The 18,331-nt window shown below is 67.7% G+C and carries 21 protein-coding genes; 14 read left to right on the forward strand and 7 right to left on the reverse strand.

The window, feature by feature from the left end; all coding sequences use genetic code 11:
• The first annotated feature begins 26 nt into the window (after nt 1-26).
• A complete protein-coding gene (locus tag QZ546_RS12005; protein ID WP_294237709.1) occupies nt 27-407 on the forward strand; it encodes a hypothetical protein in 381 nt (126 codons plus the stop codon).
• A gap of 210 nt (nt 408-617) precedes the next feature.
• On the opposite strand, the gene recF is transcribed toward QZ546_RS12005, so the two are convergent.
• From recF to QZ546_RS12020, 3 genes are all read right to left on the reverse strand, one after another.
• Nucleotides 618-1,661: a DNA replication/repair protein RecF gene (recF, locus tag QZ546_RS12010; RefSeq protein ID WP_294237711.1), complete on the reverse strand. Its 1,044-nt coding sequence runs from the start codon at nt 1,659-1,661 to the stop codon at nt 618-620.
• A gap of 153 nt (nt 1,662-1,814) precedes the next feature.
• Nucleotides 1,815-2,930: a DNA polymerase III subunit beta gene (gene dnaN / locus QZ546_RS12015; RefSeq protein ID WP_294237714.1), complete on the reverse strand. Its 1,116-nt coding sequence runs from the start codon at nt 2,928-2,930 to the stop codon at nt 1,815-1,817.
• Nucleotides 2,931-3,081: 151 nt separating this feature from the next.
• Nucleotides 3,082-3,690, reverse strand: coding sequence for an outer membrane beta-barrel protein (locus QZ546_RS12020; protein ID WP_294237716.1), 609 nt, complete (start codon nt 3,688-3,690; stop codon nt 3,082-3,084).
• Nucleotides 3,691-3,835: 145 nt separating this feature from the next.
• Here QZ546_RS12020 and QZ546_RS12025 point away from each other — a divergent pair, with 145 nt between their 5' ends.
• The 4 genes from QZ546_RS12025 to QZ546_RS12040 all read left to right on the forward strand — a co-directional run bounded on the left by QZ546_RS12025 (nt 3,836) and on the right by QZ546_RS12040 (nt 7,273).
• Nucleotides 3,836-4,492: a histidine phosphatase family protein gene (locus tag QZ546_RS12025; RefSeq protein WP_294237718.1), complete on the forward strand. Its 657-nt coding sequence runs from the start codon at nt 3,836-3,838 to the stop codon at nt 4,490-4,492.
• Nucleotides 4,489-4,956, forward strand: a complete 468-nt coding sequence (locus QZ546_RS12030; RefSeq protein ID WP_294237721.1) for a hypothetical protein — start codon at nt 4,489-4,491, stop codon at nt 4,954-4,956. The genes QZ546_RS12025 and QZ546_RS12030 overlap by 4 nt, the downstream gene beginning before the upstream one ends.
• 121 nt (nt 4,957-5,077) lie before the next feature.
• Entirely contained in the window at nt 5,078-6,322 is a 1,245-nt protein-coding gene (gene rlmN / locus QZ546_RS12035; RefSeq protein ID WP_294237724.1) for a 23S rRNA (adenine(2503)-C(2))-methyltransferase RlmN, read from the forward strand.
• Between the two features lie 192 nt (nt 6,323-6,514).
• Entirely contained in the window at nt 6,515-7,273 is a 759-nt protein-coding gene (locus QZ546_RS12040) for a sulfite exporter TauE/SafE family protein (protein WP_294237727.1), read from the forward strand.
• On the opposite strand, the gene QZ546_RS12045 is transcribed toward QZ546_RS12040, so the two are convergent.
• Complete coding sequence (locus QZ546_RS12045; protein ID WP_294237730.1) at nt 7,264-7,707, reverse strand: hypothetical protein; 444 nt, start codon at nt 7,705-7,707, stop codon at nt 7,264-7,266. The genes QZ546_RS12040 and QZ546_RS12045 overlap by 10 nt on opposite strands.
• Nucleotides 7,708-7,984: 277 nt before the next feature.
• Nucleotides 7,985-8,605 (reverse strand): flavin reductase family protein, encoded by a 621-nt coding sequence (locus QZ546_RS12050; RefSeq protein ID WP_294237733.1) that lies wholly within the window; start codon nt 8,603-8,605, stop codon nt 7,985-7,987.
• 25 nt (nt 8,606-8,630) lie between these two features.
• Here QZ546_RS12050 and QZ546_RS12055 point away from each other — a divergent pair, with 25 nt between their 5' ends.
• Genes QZ546_RS12055 through QZ546_RS12065 form a run of 3 tightly spaced genes read left to right on the forward strand, consistent with a single transcriptional unit; the run spans nt 8,631 to nt 11,350 of the window.
• Nucleotides 8,631-9,365, forward strand: a complete 735-nt coding sequence (locus tag QZ546_RS12055; RefSeq protein ID WP_294237736.1) for a cytochrome b/b6 domain-containing protein — start codon at nt 8,631-8,633, stop codon at nt 9,363-9,365.
• Complete coding sequence (locus QZ546_RS12060) at nt 9,362-10,105, forward strand: molybdopterin-dependent oxidoreductase (protein WP_294237739.1); 744 nt, start codon at nt 9,362-9,364, stop codon at nt 10,103-10,105. Before QZ546_RS12055 ends, QZ546_RS12060 begins: the two co-directional genes overlap by 4 nt.
• 18 nt (nt 10,106-10,123) lie before the next feature.
• On the forward strand, nt 10,124-11,350 hold the full coding sequence (locus QZ546_RS12065; RefSeq protein ID WP_294237741.1) for a cyclopropane-fatty-acyl-phospholipid synthase family protein: 1,227 nt from the start codon (nt 10,124-10,126) through the stop codon (nt 11,348-11,350).
• 130 nt (nt 11,351-11,480) lie between these two features.
• Here the strand turns inward: QZ546_RS12065 and QZ546_RS12070 are convergent, their stop codons facing one another.
• Complete coding sequence (locus QZ546_RS12070; protein ID WP_294237744.1) at nt 11,481-11,885, reverse strand: hypothetical protein; 405 nt, start codon at nt 11,883-11,885, stop codon at nt 11,481-11,483.
• Complete coding sequence (locus QZ546_RS12075; protein WP_294237747.1) at nt 11,882-12,313, reverse strand: TIGR01244 family sulfur transferase; 432 nt, start codon at nt 12,311-12,313, stop codon at nt 11,882-11,884. Before QZ546_RS12075 ends, QZ546_RS12070 begins: the two co-directional genes overlap by 4 nt.
• Before the next feature lie 161 nt (nt 12,314-12,474).
• Here QZ546_RS12075 and QZ546_RS12080 point away from each other — a divergent pair, with 161 nt between their 5' ends.
• The 6 genes from QZ546_RS12080 (at nt 12,475) to QZ546_RS12105 (ending at nt 18,281) form a co-directional block, all read left to right on the forward strand.
• A complete protein-coding gene (locus QZ546_RS12080) occupies nt 12,475-13,494 on the forward strand; it encodes a twin-arginine translocation pathway signal protein (protein ID WP_294237750.1) in 1,020 nt (339 codons plus the stop codon).
• Nucleotides 13,495-13,542: 48 nt separating this feature from the next.
• Entirely contained in the window at nt 13,543-14,715 is a 1,173-nt protein-coding gene (gene crtY, locus QZ546_RS12085; protein WP_294237753.1) for a lycopene beta-cyclase CrtY, read from the forward strand.
• Complete coding sequence (locus QZ546_RS12090) at nt 14,712-16,187, forward strand: phytoene desaturase (protein WP_294237755.1); 1,476 nt, start codon at nt 14,712-14,714, stop codon at nt 16,185-16,187. The genes crtY and QZ546_RS12090 overlap by 4 nt, the downstream gene beginning before the upstream one ends.
• Nucleotides 16,188-16,365: 178 nt before the next feature.
• Complete coding sequence (locus QZ546_RS12095; RefSeq protein WP_294237757.1) at nt 16,366-16,662, forward strand: metalloregulator ArsR/SmtB family transcription factor; 297 nt, start codon at nt 16,366-16,368, stop codon at nt 16,660-16,662.
• Entirely contained in the window at nt 16,644-17,300 is a 657-nt protein-coding gene (locus QZ546_RS12100; protein ID WP_294237759.1) for an SdpI family protein, read from the forward strand. Before QZ546_RS12095 ends, QZ546_RS12100 begins: the two co-directional genes overlap by 19 nt.
• 24 nt (nt 17,301-17,324) lie before the next feature.
• Nucleotides 17,325-18,281, forward strand: a complete 957-nt coding sequence (locus QZ546_RS12105) for an alpha/beta fold hydrolase (protein WP_294237762.1) — start codon at nt 17,325-17,327, stop codon at nt 18,279-18,281.
• Nucleotides 18,282-18,331: the final 50 nt, after the last annotated feature.

Genomic DNA, 18,331 nt, shown 5'->3' on the forward strand with positions numbered 1-18,331 from the left:
TCCCGGATCTGCATAGGAGACACGCGATGACCGGCAAGACGCTCATCCTCTCGACCCTTTTGGCGACGCTCGCCGCCATTCCCGCCTCGGCCCAGCCGATGCGGCGCGACTATCCCAGCTGCAACCTGGCGCAGCAGCACCGCCTGCGCGCGCCCACCGGCGGCGCGATCCGCGACCGGCTGCAAGCCCATATCGCGATGCGCGCCAATATCCTGCAGGCGGACATCAGCACCGCGCGCAAGGCGCGTCGACTGACCCAGCCCCAGGCGCAAGGACTATGGAACCAAGTCGATCGCATCCGCCGCGACGCCGACGGGTTTGTGGCGAAACAGGGGTTTCTGAGCGGCGGGGAATTGGCGAGCTATGATCGGTCGCTGGATATGGTGGCGATGAAATTGTGTCGGTGAGGCGCTTCTGACGGTGTGCTCTGCGAGGCCCCCTGCCCTCCCCCATCCCCATCCCCTCCCGCCTGCGGGAGGGGCGTGCTTGGGTTCGGCCTCAGGAGCCCATCTCGAAACGCTTCCAAACCTTGCCCAGTCACGCACCCCTCCCGCAGGCGGGAGGGGATGGGGGAGGGCTCCGGTGTCTCACCGAGACCAACGCCCCCACCCGAAACCTCAGAACGTCACCCGAGTCGCCGCCTCCGGCACATCGGTGAACAAGCCCGGCTCGGTCCCCGTCATCCACACCTGCCCCCGCCCCGCCAGCCGCTCGAACAGCGCGGCGCGGCGCGACGGGTCGAGATGCGCCGCCACCTCGTCCAGCAGCAGCACCGGCGGCACCTCGCGCCGTTCGGTGACGAGGTCGGCATGGGCCAGCACGATGCCGAGCAGCAGCGCCTTTTGTTCGCCGGTCGAACACAAGGCCGCCGCTTGCGCCTTGGCGACATGGGTGACCAGCAGGTCGGCGCGGTGCGGACCCACCAGCGTGCGTCCCGCCGCCGCATCGCGCCTGCGCCCCATGGCCAGCGCATGGGCGAAGGCGCCCGCCTCCACCGCCTCGCCCTCCAGGGCCAGCGCGGCGCGCGCAAAGACGCTGTCGGGCGCGTCCGCCAGCCGCTGGTCGAGCGCCGCCACCGCCGCCACGCGGCCTGCGTCGATCGCCGCACCATGCTCGACCATCCGCGCCTCCAGCGCGCTCAGCCAGTCGGGATCGACCGGACCTTCGCTGGCGAGCAGCCGGTTGCGCTCGCGCATCGCCGCGTCATAGCGGGTCGCATGCATCCCATGCGCCGGGGCCAGCGCCATCACCAGCCGGTCCAGGAACCGCCGCCGCTCGGAGGCAGGCTCGACGAACAGCCGGTCCATCGCCGGGGTCAGCCACAGGACCGACAGCCAGTCGGCTAGCGCATTGGCGCTCGCCGCCGCCCCCTGCACCCGTACCACCCGCCGCTCCGGCGCGGCGGCGAGCGCGCCGGTGGCGATCTCGACATCGCCGTCGAGCGTCGCCGCGACTCCGAACCCGCCCTTGCCCCCCTGCCGCGCCATCGCCGACAGCGCCGCGCGGCGCAGCCCCCGGCCCGGTGCGAGCAGCGACACAGCCTCGAGGACGTTGGTCTTGCCCGCACCATTCTCGCCGGTCAGCACGACGAACCCCGCGCTCGGGAAGAGCGCGAGGTCGGCGTGATTGCGGAAATCGGTCAGGACCAGGCGGGTGAGCATTACGTCCGCCTTAAACGATCCTCCCCAGCATGGGGAGGTGGCAGGCCGAAGGCCTGACGGAGGGGGGCTTCCACACAGGACGTCCCCCGTGGCGATCCCCCTCCACCACCCTGCGGGTGGTCCCCCTCCCCGCGAGCGGGGAGGATTTGGGTCTTACACCCGCATCGGCATCAGCACGTAGAGTGCGGGCGCCTTGTCATTCTCGCGGATCAGCGTTGGCGCGGCGGCGTCGGCCAGGTGGACTTCGACCAGGTCGCTGTCGATCTGGCCGAGAATGTCGAGCAGATAGCGACTGTTGAAGCCGATCTCGAAGCCCAGCGAGGTGTACTCACCCGGCACCTCTTCCGACGCGGTGCCGTTTTCGGGGCTGGTCACCGACAGGGTGATCCGGTCGCGGTCCAGCGCCATCTTCACCGCGCGGGTCTTCTCCGTCGCGATGGTCGAGACGCGGTCGACGCCCTGCATGAATGCCTTGGGGTCCAGCTTCAGGATCTTGTCGTTCGCGGTCGGGATGACGCGGCTATAATCGGGGAAGGTGCCGTCGATCAGCTTGGAGGTCAGGATCGCCTGGCCCAGGTCGAAGCGGATCTTGGTGCCCGACAGCGACACGCCGACCGAGCCGTCCACCTCGTCGAGCAGCTTGCGCAACTCGCCCACGCACTTCCGCGGCACGATCACGTCGGGCATCCCCTCGGCGCCGTTCGGACGCTCGATGGTGACGCGCGCCAGACGGTGGCCGTCCGTCGCGGCGGCCTTCAGCACCGGCGCGCCATTATCCTCGGCGACGTGCAGAAAGATGCCGTTGAGGTAATAGCGCGTCTCTTCGGTCGAGATGGCGAAGCGCGTCTTGTCGATGATCTGCTTGAGCAGCTCGACCGGCAGCTCGAACTGGGTCGGCAGCTCGCCCTCCGCGATCACCGGGAAGTCGTCACGCGGCAGGGTGCCGAGCGAGAAGCGCGCGCGGCCCGCCACGATCGTCATGCGACCATCGGCGGCGGTCAGCTGGACCTGCGCACCCTCGGGCAGCTTGCGCGCGATATCGAACAGAGTGTGCGCCGACACGGTGGTCGAACCCGGCTGGTCGACGGCGGCGGCGACGCTGTCGTTGATCTGGAGGTCCAGATCGGTCGCCATCATGCGCAGCTGCCCCTCGGCCGTGGCTTCCAGCAGCACGTTGGACAGGATCGGAATCGTGTTCCGCCGCTCCACCACCGACTGGACATGGCTCAACCCCTTGAGCAGCGTTGCGCGTTCGATCGTCGCCTTCATCTCGAAATCCCCCGCCGGAACGACCGCATGGTCCGATTCCGATAGTGATAAATGGCCTTGGTTCCTACCCGCGAAGAAGGGGCCGGAGCAAGGCTCCGACCCCTCCAACATTGGGGTAAAACCACCGTTAATGTGGAAAACCCGCGATCCTTTAGAAACGCAGACCCAGTCCCGCCATCAGCTGGTGGCGGTTCGGGTTGATGCCGACGCCGTCCAGTTCGTCATAATGGGAATAGCGATATTCGCCCTTCACGAAGGTGTTGGGGCTGATCGCATATTCCAGGCCGGCGCCCAGGCGATAGCCGCCGACTTCCTGCGAATTGACGGTCGTCACGCCCGCGGTGGTGTAGCGCGCATCGAACTTGGCGTTGGTGTAACCCGCCTTCAGATAACCCATCGCGACCGGCGAGATGATGTAGCCGACGCGGCCACCGGCATAGAGATCGCGGCCCGCACCCAGGCGGAACTCGTCGCCCGGCACGCGGATGCCGTTGCTGCGCGTGTCCGAGCTGCTGCCCGAAATCTCGCCCTCGGCGCCCAGCACCACCGGGCCCGCCGGAATGTCGTATCCGATCGCGGCGCCATAGAGCACGCCGTCGCTCGAACTCTTGTCTTGACCCTGACGATCGTTGAGGCTGTCATAACCGATCAGGCCCTCGACGCGGAATCCCGTGAAGGGCTGCGCGGTCTGGGCGGCGGCGGGGGCGGCCGCAGCGACCGCGGCCGAGGTCGCCAGGGCGGCGAGCATGAGCTTACGCATACATGATACTCCATTACTGTACTGGCCGCCGTTACATTCGGCGGTCGGCGCACCAATGGCCCGAAAGCCGCTGCGTTGCATGAACCTCAGCTAAACAGGAAAAACCGTTGCATCCCGGCAACAGCCGCGACAGGGATCGGCGGCCATGACCGCGCACCCCGCCCCGCCCCGACGCCCCGTTGCCCGGAAGGGCCGCGACTATATCGCCCGGCATGGCGAGACGGTGTTCAACCGGATCGGCCGCATCCAGGGCGACCGGGTGGAGCTGCACACGCCGCTGACCCGCAAGGGCTTCGCGCAGGCCGAGGCGATCGGCGAGTCGTTGCGCGAACGGCTGGGCGAGGCGCCCGCGCTGACGCTCTGGTCCTCGCCGACGGGGCGCGCGCTTCAGACGCTGTCGGTGATCGCCGAGCATCTGAACCTCGACTGGCATGGGACCAGGCAGGATCTACGGCTGATCGAACTGGGCTTCGGCAGCTGGGGCGGGCAGGATTTCGCCGCGCTGGCCACGATCCACGGCTCCATCGTCCATCCGCACGGCATGGCGGTGGGCGCGCCCGATGGCGAAACCTATGCGCAGATGGCCGCCCGGCTGAGCGCCTGGGTCGCCGATACGGCCGATCATGACGGCGACCGGCTGATCCTGATGCACGGCCTGTCGAGCCGGGTGCTGCGCGGGCTGATGCTGGGTCTGGCCGATGATCCCCTGTGCGGCGTGCCCGTCGCCGAACGCCTGCCGCAGGGGTCCATCGTCATGATCGAGGGCGGGCGCGAGACGCTGATCCACCGGCCCGCGCCATGAAGCGGCTGGCGCTGATCATGGCGCTGATCGCCGCCCCCGTCCTCGCGCGCGAGACGATCGGCATCTATAAGGGCTGGGGCGCGTTTCGCGATCCCGATCGCTGCTATGCCATCGCCAAGCCATTACTGGCGAACGGCCGCGCCGGCGGTTTCGCCAGCGTCGGGACCTGGCCCGCCAAGCGGCTGCGCGCCTCCTTCTCCCTTCATCTGAGCACCCCGCGCGACCGCGCCGCGCCGGTGACGCTGGCGATCGGCGAACGGCGCTTCCCGCTGGTCGGCTCTGCGCAGGACGTCTGGGCCCCCGACGCGGCGACCGATCACGCGCTGGTCGTCGCCATGCGATCGGGCCGCAGCATGAGCGCCTCGACCGTCGACCCGCGCCACCGCCCCTTCGCCGACACCTATGCGCTGGCCGGCGCGGCGGCGGCGATCGACGCGGCGACACTGGCGTGTGTGACGGGTTAAGAATTTTCCTCCCCTGGAAGGGGAGGTGGCGCGCGTAGCGCGTCGGAGGGGTGTCCCGCTATCGAGAGGGCGATACCCCTCCGTCAGGCCTTCGGCCTGCCACCTCCCCTTGCAGGGGAGGATGGAAATCCTCGCCATTTTGCGCTATGGCGAGCGCATGCAGACAGTTTCGGCCGCCCTCATGCCCATTCCGGGGCACATCGACCCCGTGCCCGTGCCGCGCGGCGTGCAGCCGCGTCCCGATGGGCGCGTCGACCTGATCGGCCTGACCAAGGACCAGTTGCGCGAGGCGTTGCTGTCGGCGGGCATGGAGCCGAAACAGGCCAAGCTGCGCTCCAAGCAGATCTGGCACTGGCTCTATAATCGCGGCGCGGTGCGCTTTGCCGACATGACCGACATCGCCAAGGCGCAGCACCCCTGGCTGGAGGAACGCTTCGTCATCGGCCGTCCCGAGGTGGTCGAGGCGCAGGTGTCGAACGACGGCACGCGCAAATGGCTGCTCCGCTCGGCCGACGGGCAGGATTACGAGATGGTGTTCATCCCCGACGCCGATCGGGGCACCCTGTGCGTGTCGAGCCAGGTCGGCTGCACGCTGAACTGCCGTTTCTGCCACACCGGCACGATGCGCCTGGTCCGCAACCTGACCGCCGGCGAGATCGTCGGGCAGGTGATGCTGGCGCGCGACTCGCTGGGCGAATGGCCCAGCCAGCCCGAGGGGCGGATGCTGACCAACATCGTCATGATGGGCATGGGCGAGCCGCTCTATAATTTCGATGCGGTGCGCGATGCGCTGAAGCTGGTGATGGACGGCGACGGCCTGGCACTGTCCAAGCGTCGCATCACCCTGTCGACCAGCGGCGTCGTCCCGATGATGGCGCGCGCGGGCGAAGAGATCGGCGTCAATCTGGCCGTCTCGCTCCATGCCGTGACCAAGGACGTGCGCGACGAGATCGTGCCGCTCAACAAGAAATACGGCATCGAGGAACTGCTTCAGGCCTGTGCCGACTATCCGGGCGCGAACAATGCCCGGCGCATCACCTTCGAATATGTGATGCTGAAGGACAAGAACGACTCGGATGCCGATGCGCACGAGCTGGTCCGCCTGCTTCGCCAGTTCAAGCTGCCCGCCAAGGTGAACCTGATCCCGTTCAACCCCTGGCCCGGCGCGCCCTATGAATGTTCGGACCCGGAGCGGATTCGCCGCTTCTCCGACATCGTGTTCGAGGCGGGGATCTCCGCGCCGGTCCGCACGCCGCGCGGCCGCGACATCGACGCGGCCTGCGGCCAGCTGAAGACCGCCGCCGAGAAGAAGAGCCGGGCGCAGCTGGACCGCGAGGCGGAAGAGAAGTTCGCGGCACTGGGGTGATATTTTCCTCCCCTGCAAGGGGAGGTGGCAGGCCGAAGGCCTGACGGAGGGGTGTCACCCTCTCGAGAGCGGGACACCCCTCCACCATGCTGCGCATGGTCCCCCTCCCCTTGCAGGGGAGGAATATCCAAGTGCTTGCCCCCCGCCTTTGGATAAGGCACGGAAGCCTCGCGCCATGCGTTACCCAGCCCGATGACCGACTGGACCTTCCTCGCCCTCGCCGCCGCCGGGGGCTTTGTCGGGGGTGCGATGAACGCGCTGGCGGGCGGGGGCAGTTTCTCGACCATGCCGACGCTGATCGCGCTCGGCCTGCCCTCCACCATCGCCAACGCCACCTCCAATGTCGCGCTGCAGCCCGCCGCCATGGCCAGCGTCTGGGCCTATCGCCACGGCCTGGAGCCGGTGATGGGCGTGACGATGCGGCGCATGGCGGTGCTGACCTTCGTCTTTGCGCTGCTGGGCAGCATCCTACTCTTCCTCACCCCGCCGCGCGCCTTCGACCTGATCGTGCCCTGGCTGCTGCTGACCGCGACGCTGGCCATTGCGGGCGGGCGCCATGCCTCGGACTGGCTGGCGCGGATCGCCAGGCCCGGCCCGCGCGCGCTGATGAGTGCGCAGGCGGTGCTGGGCATCTATGGTGGCTATTTCGGCGGCGGCATCGGCATGATGGTGACCGCCGCCTGGGGGCTGTTGTCGGGCCGCAACCCGGCACAGCTCGCAGCACCCCGCACGCTGATGCTGGCGACCGCCAATGCGGCGGCGACCTTCGTCTTCGTCGTCACCGGCATGGTGGCCTGGGCGCAGTGCCTGCCGATGCTGGCGGGCGGCATCGTCGGCGGGTGGAGCGGCGCGCTGATCGGGCGCAAGCTGCCCGCCGGGCTGATCCGCGGGTGGACGCTGCTCCTGACGACGGTGACGACGGCGGTGTTCTTCTGGCGGGGCTATGCCTGACAGGCCGTGACCGGCGGCAGGACGGCCATGGCCTCCTGCTCCACCGCCAGCGCGCGGATCGCGACATCCTCGCGGCGCAGCCACTGCGCGATCGCGAAGCGCAGCTCGGCGACGTCATGGCGATAACCGGACCAGTCCTCGACGACCGCCTCGGTCGGCCAGCGCGACACGAAACTGGATATGCGATGGCGATAGGCGGGCATGTCGGCCTGCAACGCCAGCCAGGCCGCCCCGCTCGGCCTATCCGCCAGCCGTTCGGCGAGAGGATTCACGGTCGTCACGAACCAGGCGGCCCTTTGCCGGCTGGCGTTGGAGATCAGCCAGCGGCTTCGACTGATCGCGGCGACATCGGGCGTGGGCGCATTACACAAAGCGCGGTGTTCGGTCATGGTGCGCGTCAACGCGGCGCGCATTTCGAGCCATTTGAGCAGCATCGGGGTGCCTTTTGATCTAATCGGAAATATCCGCGCTATCACCCCATCGGTCCCCACCCCGGTGATATGCGGTCGAACTCTGTCACGGCAGGATCGGCCCACCCCCGGCCATCCTGCCTCATCGCGCCCGGCTCTGCCCCGGCACGATGAATATGGCCCTCATATTATCGGATCATCGAATGCCTCCACGCTGGAAGGTCATTCTGACGCCATAACCTCAATTAACTTTTAACGCGGATCCCATTGCGGTGCAAACGAATGCAAGGGACGATCGCCTTTATCCCGGCCGCCGCATCTCGAACCGCGCCGCCTCGGTCACCTCGAAATAGTCGACCGGGCCGCCGCCCCGCAGGATCGGGCGGGCGCGGGCCGTCTGGTAGATGCCATTCTCGATCAGGTCGGCGGCGATATGGATGCCGACCGCCTCGCCGATGACCAGCCACTGGTCGAGCTCGCGGCCCTCCTTCGTCTCCAGCCGGATGAGCTGGGTCAGGCGGCATTCGAACGACACGGGGCTTTCGGCCACGCGCGGGGCGGCGACCATCTGCCCGTCCTGGGCCGTGACGCCGGCCAGACCGAACTCGTCCACCTCGGGCCCGACCATCGCCGCGCTGGCGTTCATCGCATCGGCCAGCGTCATGGTCGCCAGGTTCCAGGTGAACACCTTCGTATCCGCGACATTGGCGACCGAATCCTTCCACCCCTGCGACGAAAAACCGATCAGCGGCGGGCGGTAGTTGAAGACGTTGAAAAAGCTGTAAGGTGCCAGATTGTTGACGCCCGCGCTCGACCGGCTGCCGATCCAGCCGATGGGACGCGGCGCGACGATCGCGTTCAGCGGATCATGCGCCAGCCCATGACCGTTGACGGGTTCGTAGAAATGCCAGTTGTCGATCATGGACAGTCACCGAAAGGGAGTGTGGATGGAAGCCGGAACGCCGACCGAGCCGGAAAGACCCCCGGAAAAGCCGGGCACCGTCATCCGGCGCCATGGTGTCGTGACGCGCGTCTGGCACTGGGTCAATGCGGTGGCGGTGCTGATCCTGCTGGGATCGGGGCTGGGCATCTCCAACGCGCATCCCCGGCTCTATTGGGGTCGGTACGGCGCGAATTTCGATCCGGCCTGGGCGACCCTGCCGCATTTCCCCGGCTGGCTGACCATTCCGGCGCGCTACAACCTGGCCATCTCGCGGCGCTGGCACCTGTTCTTCGCGCTGGTGCTGGGCTTCGGGCTGCTCGCCTATATGATCGGCGGGCTGGTCACGCGCCATTTCCAGCGCGACCTGCGCATCCGGGGTCGGGAGCTGCGCCCGTCCGCGATCTGGGCCGACTTTCGGCGGCATCTGGCGTTCCGTTTCCATGACGAGCACGATCCGAGACGCTACAATCTGTTCCAGAAGCTCAGCTATGTCGCGGTCCTGTTCGTCGCGCTGCCCCTTGCCATCCTGACCGGCATCGCGCTGTCGCCGGGCATGAACGCGGCATGGCCCTGGGTGCTGGAGATACTCGGCGGGCGGCAATCGGCGCGCTCGATCCACTTCATCACCGCAAGCGCGCTGGCGCTGTTCCTCATCGTCCATCTGGTCTTGGTCATTCTGGCCGGACCGCTCAACGAATTACGCTCGATGATCACCGGCCGCTGGAGGATACCCGAATGATACGCCGCCGCACCATCCTGACCGGCGGCGCCGGGCTCCTCCTTGCGGGCTGCGACAAGGTCATCCAGCAGCCGACCGCGCGCAAGATCCTGTTCGCGGGCGAGGATATGCAGAGAGGCCTGCAGCGCGCGCTGATGGACCGGGGTGCCCTGGCCCCCGAATATCGCCGCGACCAGATGTCGCCCTTTTTCCGCACCAACGGCACGCGCAATCCCGGCACGCCCGAATATGCCGCAATGTTGGCCAACCGTTTCGAGGATTGGCGGCTGAAGGTCGGCGGGCTGGTCGGCAGGCCCCTCTCCCTCTCGCTCAGGCAGATCGGCGAATTTCCCGCCCGCCGCCAGATCACCCGCCACGATTGTGTCGAGGGGTGGAGCGCGATCGGCGAGTGGATCGGGCCGATGCTCGGCAACATCCTGAAGGCCGCGAATATCAGCAGCCGGGCGCGCTACGTCGTCTTCACCTGCGCCGACCTTTACGGCGGCCAGCCCTATTACGAATCGCTCGACCTGATCGACGCCTTCCATCCCCAGACGATCCTGGCCTGGGGCATGAACGGGCGAATGCTGGACGTCGGCCACGGCGCGCCCCTGCGCCTGCGGGTCGAGCGGCAGCTGGGCTACAAGCACGCCAAATATCTGATGCGGATCGATGCGGTAGAGAATCTGTCCAACATAGGTTTGGGCAAGGGGGGCTACTGGGAAGATCACGTCGATTACGACTGGTATGCCGGGATTTAAGGCACTAGTGCGTGCCATATGGCGCTGATCGATCTGTTTCTGTCGCGCGCGGTCCGCAAGGGCCGCCTGTCCCTCACCCATCATGACGGCACCGTCCGCCAATTCGGTGCGCCCGAGCCCGGCTATCCCGATGTCGCGATCCGCTTCACCGACGGTCGCGTCGCCGGGCAGATCGTCCGCAACCCCGCACTGGCGGCGGGCGAGGCCTTTATGGACGGCCGCCTGGTCGTCGAGCAGGGCGATGTCCGCGACCTGGTCGAGTTGCTGACCGCCAACGACAAATGGGAAGCGGGCCGGGCGAACCTGAACCCCTCGCGCCTCGTCCGGGCGGCGGGCGCGATCAAGCACCGGCTCGACCGGATCAACATGGAGCGCCGATCGAAGAAGAACGTCGCGCATCATTACGACCTGTCGGGTACGCTCTACGAACTCTTCCTCGACACCGACAAGCAATATAGCTGCGCCTATTTCACCGATCCGCAGAACGACCTGGAGCGGGCGCAACGCGACAAAAAGGCGCATATCGCCGCCAAACTGGTGATCTCGCCGGGGATGAAGGTCCTCGACATCGGCTGCGGCTGGGGTGGCATGGCGCTGTACCTGCACCAGAAATGCGGCGCCGAGGTGCTGGGTGTCACCCTATCCGAGGAACAGCTGAAGGTCGCGCGTGCGCGGGCCGAGGCGCTGGGCGTGTCGGACAAGGTGAAGTTCGAGCTGATCGACTATCGCCGGGTGGAGGGCCAGTTCGACCGCATCGTCTCGGTCGGCATGTTCGAGCATGTCGGCCCGCCGCAATATCGGACCTTCTTCCGCAAGTGCCGCGACCTGCTGAGCGAGGACGGCGTGATGCTGCTCCACACCATCGGGCGCTTGAGCGGGCCTGGCGTCACCGACGACTGGACGACCAAATATATCTTCCCCGGCGGCTATAATCCCGCCCTGTCCGAGATCGTGCGCGCGCAGGAGGGGATGCGCATGTTCCTGACCGATGTCGAGGTCCTGCGCTGTCATTATGGCTGGACGCTCGACATCTGGTACGAGCGGACGGTGGCGGCGAAGGACCGTATCGTGGAGCTCTATGACGAGCGCTTCTATCGCATGTGGCTCTTCTATCTGGCGGGTGCTGGCGCGGCGTTCCGCAATGGCGGCCTTTGCAACTATCAGGTGCAACTGACGCGGGGGCGCCTGTCGGTGCCGGTCACGCGGGACTATATGTACGAGGGCGAACGCGCGCTGCGGGATTAAGGAAATATTCCTCCCCTGCAAGGGGAGGGGGACCAGCGAAGCTGGTGGAGGGGTATCCCGCTCTCGAGGGCGCAACACCCCTCCGTCAGGGCTGCGCCCTGCCACCTGCCCTTGCAACGGGAGGAATGGCTTAGCGCGGTGCCAGACGCCGGATATCCAGCACGTCGACCCCGGCGAGCATCACCGGCCCGAACCGTCCATCGACCTCCGCCACGATCCCCTGAGCGGTGGAGCGCACCCGGGTCCAGGGGATTTCGCGCACCGCCAGGCGGCGGCCCTGCAGCTTGATCGCGGCGACGCGCCCGTCCTGCGCCACCGCCAGCGCGCCCTGCCCGTCGGCGCCGACAACGGCACCGACGACCGCAAAGCCCGGCAACGCCGCCTCGGTCGCGGCCGCGACCTCCTCGGGCGACCCCAGGCGGCGGTCGCGACGGCGGCGGACCAGCCAGCCTATGCCGACCCCGCTCAGCACCGCGCCCGTGCCCAGTCCGGCGAGCGCCCAGCCCGCCACCGCACCGCCGATCGGCAGGGTCATCCCGCCGCGCCCGACAGCGCCTCGAGCGTCGGGCGCAGGCCGGACAGGTCGTACCCCGCCCCTTCGGCCTGCATGACGATCAGCGTCGGGTTGCGCCCGGCCTTCGCCGCCGCCAGCGCCCACAAATTGCAGCTGCGCGTGCCCGACCGGCAATAGGCCAGCACCGGCCCCTTCGCCTCAACCAGCGCCTGGGTCATCTGGTCGACCATCTCGTGGCTGAAGCCGCCGGGCGTCACCGGGATGGCGGTATAGGCCAGCCCCTGGTCCTCCGCCGCTGCGCGAATCGCGTCGCCGGTCGGCTGGCCGGGTTCCTCGCCATCGGGACGGTTGTTGACGATGGCGGTATAGCCCGCCGCCTTGATCGCGGCGATATCCTCCGGCCGGATCTGGGGGGCGACGGCGACGCTTTCGTTGAGTGGGCGGATCATGCGGTTCACCTATTCAATGGGCCGTTTCACCGCAACCGGTGGCGCACCCGCTTTGACGAAAAGACGCACGCGCCCCCCGCATGGCTCCATCCCGGAACGGAACAAGTTGCCCGCGCGCCTCGTCTGGCTGTCCGGACAATATCGCTAAGGAGCCGCGCCCCATGCCCTTGATCGATCGCCGCCAGGGCCTGTGGAGCATGGCCGCCCTGGGCTTGGCCTCTGCCCTGCCGCTCGCTTGGCGCAGGGCGCAGGCGGCGACGCCGGCGCGCACGCTGGCGGTGGTGGAAAAGGGCGCGGGGCGCGTCGCCTTCTATGCGCTGCCCCAGGGCCGGTTGCTCGGCACGGTGCCGCTCGGGCCCCAGCCGCACGAGATGGTCGCGGATGCCGGCGGGGCTTTCGCCTATGTCGGGGGCTATGGCGTCAAGGGCTGGCAATATGGCGGCGAGGGCGGACACGAACTGTTCGTCATCGACTTGGCGAACCGGCGCCTGGTGCGCAATATCGACCTGGCCCCCCATTGTCGCTGGCACGGCATACGGATGGATGCCAAGGGGCGCCTTTACGCCCTGTCCGAAACCGACAGCCTGCTCGCCCGCTTCGACCGGCCCCAGACCGCCGAGCACCCCGACCGGATGATCCCGGTCGGCGGCGCGCGCAGCCATTATTTCGTCGTCACGGCCGATGGCGGCCGTGCCTATGCCGCCGACACGATGAGCGGCATGGTCATCATGGTCGACCCCGATGATGCCAGCTTCGCTCCCGTCAAACAGCATATCGGCCAGGCACCCGAAGGGCTGGCGCTCAGTCCCGACGAACGAACGCTCTATGTCATCGACCGTCCGGCGGGGATGCTCCACGCGCTGGACGCCGTCACGCTGCGGCCCCGTGCGCGCATGGCCTTGCGCGGAGAAGCGGTACGGGTGATCGTGGCAAGCGACGGTCGCCTGATCGTGTCCAACACAGCCGACAAGAGCCTGACCCGTCATTCGCCCGCCACCCTGGCCGAGGAAGCCCGGCTTCCCCTGCCGGCTGCCGCACCGGGCCTGAACCTGCCCGCCGGAAGCACGACCCTCTATGCCGCGTTGGAGGACAACCGGATCGCCATCGTCGATCTGGCAGGCTGGCGAATCATCGGCGATTTCGCGACCGGCGACGCGCCCGACACGGCCGTCCTTCTGTAATGGCGCCGGGTCTTTGCCTTCGTCCCGCTTTCCGGTAGCGGTGAGCGGATGGCTGCCAAAATCTCCTGCGACGTCGCGATCATTGGCGCGGGCCTGGCCGGCGGTCTGATCGCGCTTGCGCTGAAGGCACGCCATCCCTCGCTCGACGTCCGGCTGGTCGATGCGGTCGAGACGATCGGCGGCAACCATCTCTGGTCCTTTTTCGGCAGCGACGTGGCCAAGCGCGACCGCTGGCTCGTCGAGCGGCTCGTCGCGCATGGCTGGCGCGGCTATGACGTCGCCTTTCCCGCCCATTCACGCACCCTGCACCAGACCTATTATTCGATCGAGAGCCACCGCCTGGACGCCGAGGTGCGCCGTGTCCTGCCACCAGAGGCCCTGATCCTGGGGCGCAAGGTTCTGGCCGTATCGGCGACCGCCGCGGTCTTCGCCGATGGCGACCGGGTCGAGGCAACGGGCGTGATCGACGCGCGCGGCGCGGGCGACCTGTCCTCGCTGTCCTGCGGCTGGCAGAAATTCGTCGGCCAGGAACTGCGGCTCGCGCGCCCGCACGGGGTCGAGCGGCCGGTGGTGATGGACGCCACCGTCAAGCAGATCGACGGCTATCGCTTCGTCTACACCCTGCCCTTCGCCGAGGACCGGATCTTCGTCGAGGACACCTATTACTCGACCTCCGCCGAGCTGAACCGCCGCGCCATCGTCCAGCGGATCGAGCGCTATGCCGACAGCCGCGACTGGATCACCCATGAAGTGGTGCGCGAGGAGGCGGGCGTGCTGCCGGTCGCGATGGGCGGCGATTTCGACGGTTACTGGCGCAGCGGCGGGGCCAAGACGCCCAAGGCCGGAATGCGCGCCGGGCTGTTCCACCCGACCACCGGCTATTCGCTGCCCGATGCGATCCGCATGGCCGCGATGCTGGCCGGGCGGCGCGATTTCGCCGGGGCCGACCTGCACGACGCGACCTATCGCATGGCGCGCGCCGCCTGGGACGCGCGCGGCTTTTACCGTATGCTCGACACGATGTTGTTCAAGGCGGCGGAGCCGGATGAGCGATACCGCGTTCTGGAGCGTTTCTATCGTCTTCCGCCCGACCTGATCGGGCGATTCTATGCAGGGCAATCGACCATGGCCGACAAGGCACGAGTTCTGACCGGACGGCCGCCCGTGCCGATCCTGCGCGCCATCGCGGCGCTCCGTGACAAATCGGGAGGTCGCGCGTGAAGAGCGCGGTCGTCATCGGATCGGGTTTCGGCGGACTGGCGCTGGCCATTCGCCTGCAATCGGCCGGCGTGCAGACGACCATCGTCGAGGCGCGCGACAAGCCGGGCGGGCGCGCTTATTACTGGGAGCGCGACGGCTTCACCTTCGACGCCGGGCCCACGGTCATCACCGATCCGGCCTGCCTGGAGGAACTCTGGGCGCTGACCGGCCGGTCGATGTCGGAGGACGTCAAGCTCGATCCGGTCAGCCCCTTCTACCGGCTGAACTGGGTCGACGGCACCAATTTCGATTACAGCAACGACGACACCCAGCTGCGCTCGGAAATCGCCAAGCTGAACCCCGACGATATCGAGGGCTATGGCAAGTTCCTCGACTATGCCGCGGGCGTCTATCACGAAGGCTATGAGAAGCTCGGCCATGTCGCGTTTCTCGACTTCGCCTCGATGGTGAAGGCCGCCCCCGCGCTGGCGAAGTATCAGGCATGGAACTCGGTCTATGCCATGGTGTCGAAGTTCGTGAAGTCGGAGAAGCTGCGCGAGGCCCTGTCGTTCCACACGCTGCTCGTCGGCGGCAATCCGATGACGACCAGCGCCATCTATGCGCTGATCCACAAGCTGGAGCGCGACGGCGGCGTCTGGTTCGCGCGCGGCGGCACCAACCGCCTGGTGGCGGGCATGGTCGCGCAGTTCGAGCGGATCGGCGGCGTCATCCGCCTGGGCGATCCGGTCACGCGGATCGAGACGCTGGGCGACCGCGCGACCGGCGTCGTGACCAAGAGCGGCGTGACGATCCAGGCGGATGCGGTCGCGACCAATGCCGATATCATGCACAGCTATCGCGACCTGCTGGCCGACAACCGATCGGCCCGGCGCTCGGTCAACCGGCTGGAGCGCAAGCGCTATTCGCCGTCGCTGTTCGTCGTGCACTTCGGCATCAAGGGCGCCTGGCCGGGCATCCCGCACCACATGATCCTGTTCGGGCCGCGCTATAAGGGCCTGCTGACCGACATTTACGACACCGGCGTGCTGTCGGAGGATTTCTCGCTCTACCTCCACCACCCGACCGTCACCGATCCCAGCCTGGCGCCCGAGGGCCATTCGACCTTCTATGCGCTGGCGCCGGTGCCGCACATGGGCAAGTTCCCGATGAACTGGGACGAGGTCGGCCCGATCCTGGAAAAGCGTATCCTGGACGAGGTCGGCCGCCGCCTGATCCCCGACATCCACGAGCGGATCGTGACCAAATTCCACTATGCGCCGGCCGATTTCGCGACCGACCTGAACGCGCATATGGGCTCGGCCTTTTCGCTCGAGCCGATCCTGACCCAGAGCGCCTATTTCCGGGTCCACAACCGCGACGATTCCATCCCGAACCTGTATTTCGTCGGCGCGGGCACGCATCCGGGCGCGGGCATTCCGGGTGTGGTCGGCAGCGCGAAGGCGACGGCGGCGCTGATGCTGGAGCGGAAATAACCCTATCCTCCCCGGCACGGGGAGGGGGACCATGCGAAGCATGGTGGAGGGGGGATGGCCGCAAGGGACGATCTGTGTGGCGATCCCCCTCCGTCAGCGCTGCGCGCTGCCACCTCCCCGTGCCGGGGAGGATATATTTAGCCTTCTCGCTAATTAGCCATCATGCTAAACACCGGCCATGGACCCGGTGTTCGAAGCCCTCGCCCATCCCACGCGCCGCCGCATCCTGGAGATGCTGCGCGGCGGCGGGTTGTCGGCGGGCGCCATTGCCGAGGCGTTCGACGTCTCGCGCCCCACCATGTCCGCGCATTTCGCGAAGCTGAAAGCAGCAGGCCTGATCCAGGCCGAGCAGCAGGGCACCACCATCACCTACACACTCAACCTGTCGATGCTGGAACAGGTGGTCATGGGATTCATGACCCGGCTGGGCGTCGGCGAAGAGAAGGAGGACGAACGGTGTCATTCCGCCCACTGATCCTCGCATCCGCTCTGGTGGCGGGCGGCATGGCGCTGGTATCCGCCATCGCGTTGTCAAAACTGCCGCCGGGCACGATGCTGCCGACGCACTGGAACGCAGCCGGAGAGGCGGACCGCTTCGCCGAAGCGGGTCATGCGCTGTTCATGCCGGTCGTGCTGACCATCGGCGTATCCGCGATGATGGCGGCGTTGCCCCGGATCGAGCCGCTCCAGACGAATCTCGAGGGTAGCGCGCCGCTCTTCCGCGCCGCCTGGGCAGGGCTGTTGGGGCTGTTCATCGGCGTCGAGGCGATGGTCGCCGGCCCCGCCTTTGGCTGGACCCCGCCGGGGAGCCTGATTCTGGTCGGCTTGGGGATCTTCCTGATCGCGATCGGCAATATGCTGCCCAAGTCGCGGCCGGGCTTCTTCGTCGGTATCCGCACGCCATGGGCGATCATGGACACCGACAACTGGATCGCCACGCACCGCTTTGGCGGCTGGCTGTTCGCGGGCACGGGGCTGGGCATCGTCATCGTCGCGCTGCTGCCGATCGGCGCCGAGCAGCGGGGCGGAATCGTGACGACCGCCCTCCTGTCCGCTGCGCTGACGCCGGTGGTCTTTTCCTATCTCCGCTGGCGCGTGACGCGTTCGCGCTGATCACTGGTTTCGAGGGGCTTTCCGATGTCGTTGACCGCGCTGTTCGCCGCTATGCTTGCCGCCGCCACGCCGATGGCCGATCGTGACATAGCGGCGCCCGGCCCGCAGGGGCTCCTCAAGGGTAGTTGGATGGGGCCGGAGGGCGCCAAGGTTCTGGTCGTGCTGATGATCCCCGGCTCGGGCCCGACCGATCGCGACGGCAACAATCCGCGCGGGCTGAAGGCCGCCTCGCTCCGCCTGCTGGCTCAGGGACTGGCGGCCAAGGGCATCGCCAGCGTCCGCATCGACAAGCGGGGCATGTTCGCCAGCGCCGGGGCGGTGCCCGACCCCAATGCGGTCACGATCGACGATTATGCCGCCGACACGCGCAGCTGGATCGCCGCGATCCGCGCAAAGACGGGCGTGCCGTGCGTCTGGGTGCTGGGACATAGCGAAGGCGGCGTGGTCGCGCTCGACACCGCGGCGGCCCGGCCGGAGGGCTTGTGCGGCGTCATCGCCGTCTCCACGCCGGGCCGTCCGCTGGGCGCGGTGATGCGGGCGCAGTTCCATGCCAACCCCGCCAATGCACCGATCCTGGCCGATGCCGACCGCGCCCTCGACGCGCTGGAGGCTGGCCGCACCATCCCCGCCGCCAGCCTGACGCCGCCGCTGTCGATGATCTTCGCCGATCCGGTCCAGCCCTTCCTGATCAACGCCTTTGCCAAGGATCCCGCGAAGCTGGCCGCGGCGACCGCCAAGCCGCTGCTGATCGTGCAGGGCAAGGCCGACCTTCAGGTGACGCCCGAGGATGCCAAGACGCTGAAGGCGGGACAGCCCAAGGCGTCGCTGGTTCTGCTGCCCCGGGTCAATCACGTTCTGAAGACCGTCGAGGGCGACAGCCGGGGCGCCAATATCGCGACCTATGCCGACCCCAATCTGCCACTCGCCCCGGGCGTGGTGGAGGCAGTGGCGGATTTCGTCATGGGCCATCCTGCCCGGTAAAAGTGGGACCGCACAATAGGGATACCATGCGCTCCCTTACGCCTCACCCA

The sequence above is a fragment of the uncultured Sphingomonas sp. genome (assembly GCF_913062585.1).
GTDB lineage: Bacteria > Pseudomonadota > Alphaproteobacteria > Sphingomonadales > Sphingomonadaceae > Sphingomonas.

Bases quoted from the DNA above. Each gene is read 5' to 3' on its own strand.
- QZ546_RS12005 (WP_294237709.1), top strand. From the start codon at position 27: ATGACCGGCAAGACGCTCATCCTCTCGACCCTTTTGGCGACGCTCGCC.
- recF (WP_294237711.1), bottom strand. From the start codon at position 1,661: ATGCTCACCCGCCTGGTCCTGACCGATTTCCGCAATCACGCCGACCTC.
- dnaN (WP_294237714.1), bottom strand. From the start codon at position 2,930: ATGAAGGCGACGATCGAACGCGCAACGCTGCTCAAGGGGTTGAGCCAT.
- QZ546_RS12020 (WP_294237716.1), bottom strand. From the start codon at position 3,690: ATGCGTAAGCTCATGCTCGCCGCCCTGGCGACCTCGGCCGCGGTCGCT.
- QZ546_RS12025 (WP_294237718.1), top strand. From the start codon at position 3,836: ATGACCGCGCACCCCGCCCCGCCCCGACGCCCCGTTGCCCGGAAGGGC.
- QZ546_RS12030 (WP_294237721.1), top strand. From the start codon at position 4,489: ATGAAGCGGCTGGCGCTGATCATGGCGCTGATCGCCGCCCCCGTCCTC.
- rlmN (WP_294237724.1), top strand. From the start codon at position 5,078: ATGGAAATCCTCGCCATTTTGCGCTATGGCGAGCGCATGCAGACAGTT.
- QZ546_RS12040 (WP_294237727.1), top strand. From the start codon at position 6,515: ATGACCGACTGGACCTTCCTCGCCCTCGCCGCCGCCGGGGGCTTTGTC.
- QZ546_RS12045 (WP_294237730.1), bottom strand. From the start codon at position 7,707: ATGCTGCTCAAATGGCTCGAAATGCGCGCCGCGTTGACGCGCACCATG.
- QZ546_RS12050 (WP_294237733.1), bottom strand. From the start codon at position 8,605: ATGATCGACAACTGGCATTTCTACGAACCCGTCAACGGTCATGGGCTG.
- QZ546_RS12055 (WP_294237736.1), top strand. From the start codon at position 8,631: ATGGAAGCCGGAACGCCGACCGAGCCGGAAAGACCCCCGGAAAAGCCG.
- QZ546_RS12060 (WP_294237739.1), top strand. From the start codon at position 9,362: ATGATACGCCGCCGCACCATCCTGACCGGCGGCGCCGGGCTCCTCCTT.
- QZ546_RS12065 (WP_294237741.1), top strand. From the start codon at position 10,124: ATGGCGCTGATCGATCTGTTTCTGTCGCGCGCGGTCCGCAAGGGCCGC.
- QZ546_RS12070 (WP_294237744.1), bottom strand. From the start codon at position 11,885: ATGACCCTGCCGATCGGCGGTGCGGTGGCGGGCTGGGCGCTCGCCGGA.
- QZ546_RS12075 (WP_294237747.1), bottom strand. From the start codon at position 12,313: ATGATCCGCCCACTCAACGAAAGCGTCGCCGTCGCCCCCCAGATCCGG.
- QZ546_RS12080 (WP_294237750.1), top strand. From the start codon at position 12,475: ATGCCCTTGATCGATCGCCGCCAGGGCCTGTGGAGCATGGCCGCCCTG.
- crtY (WP_294237753.1), top strand. From the start codon at position 13,543: ATGGCTGCCAAAATCTCCTGCGACGTCGCGATCATTGGCGCGGGCCTG.
- QZ546_RS12095 (WP_294237757.1), top strand. From the start codon at position 16,366: ATGGACCCGGTGTTCGAAGCCCTCGCCCATCCCACGCGCCGCCGCATC.
- QZ546_RS12105 (WP_294237762.1), top strand. From the start codon at position 17,325: ATGTCGTTGACCGCGCTGTTCGCCGCTATGCTTGCCGCCGCCACGCCG.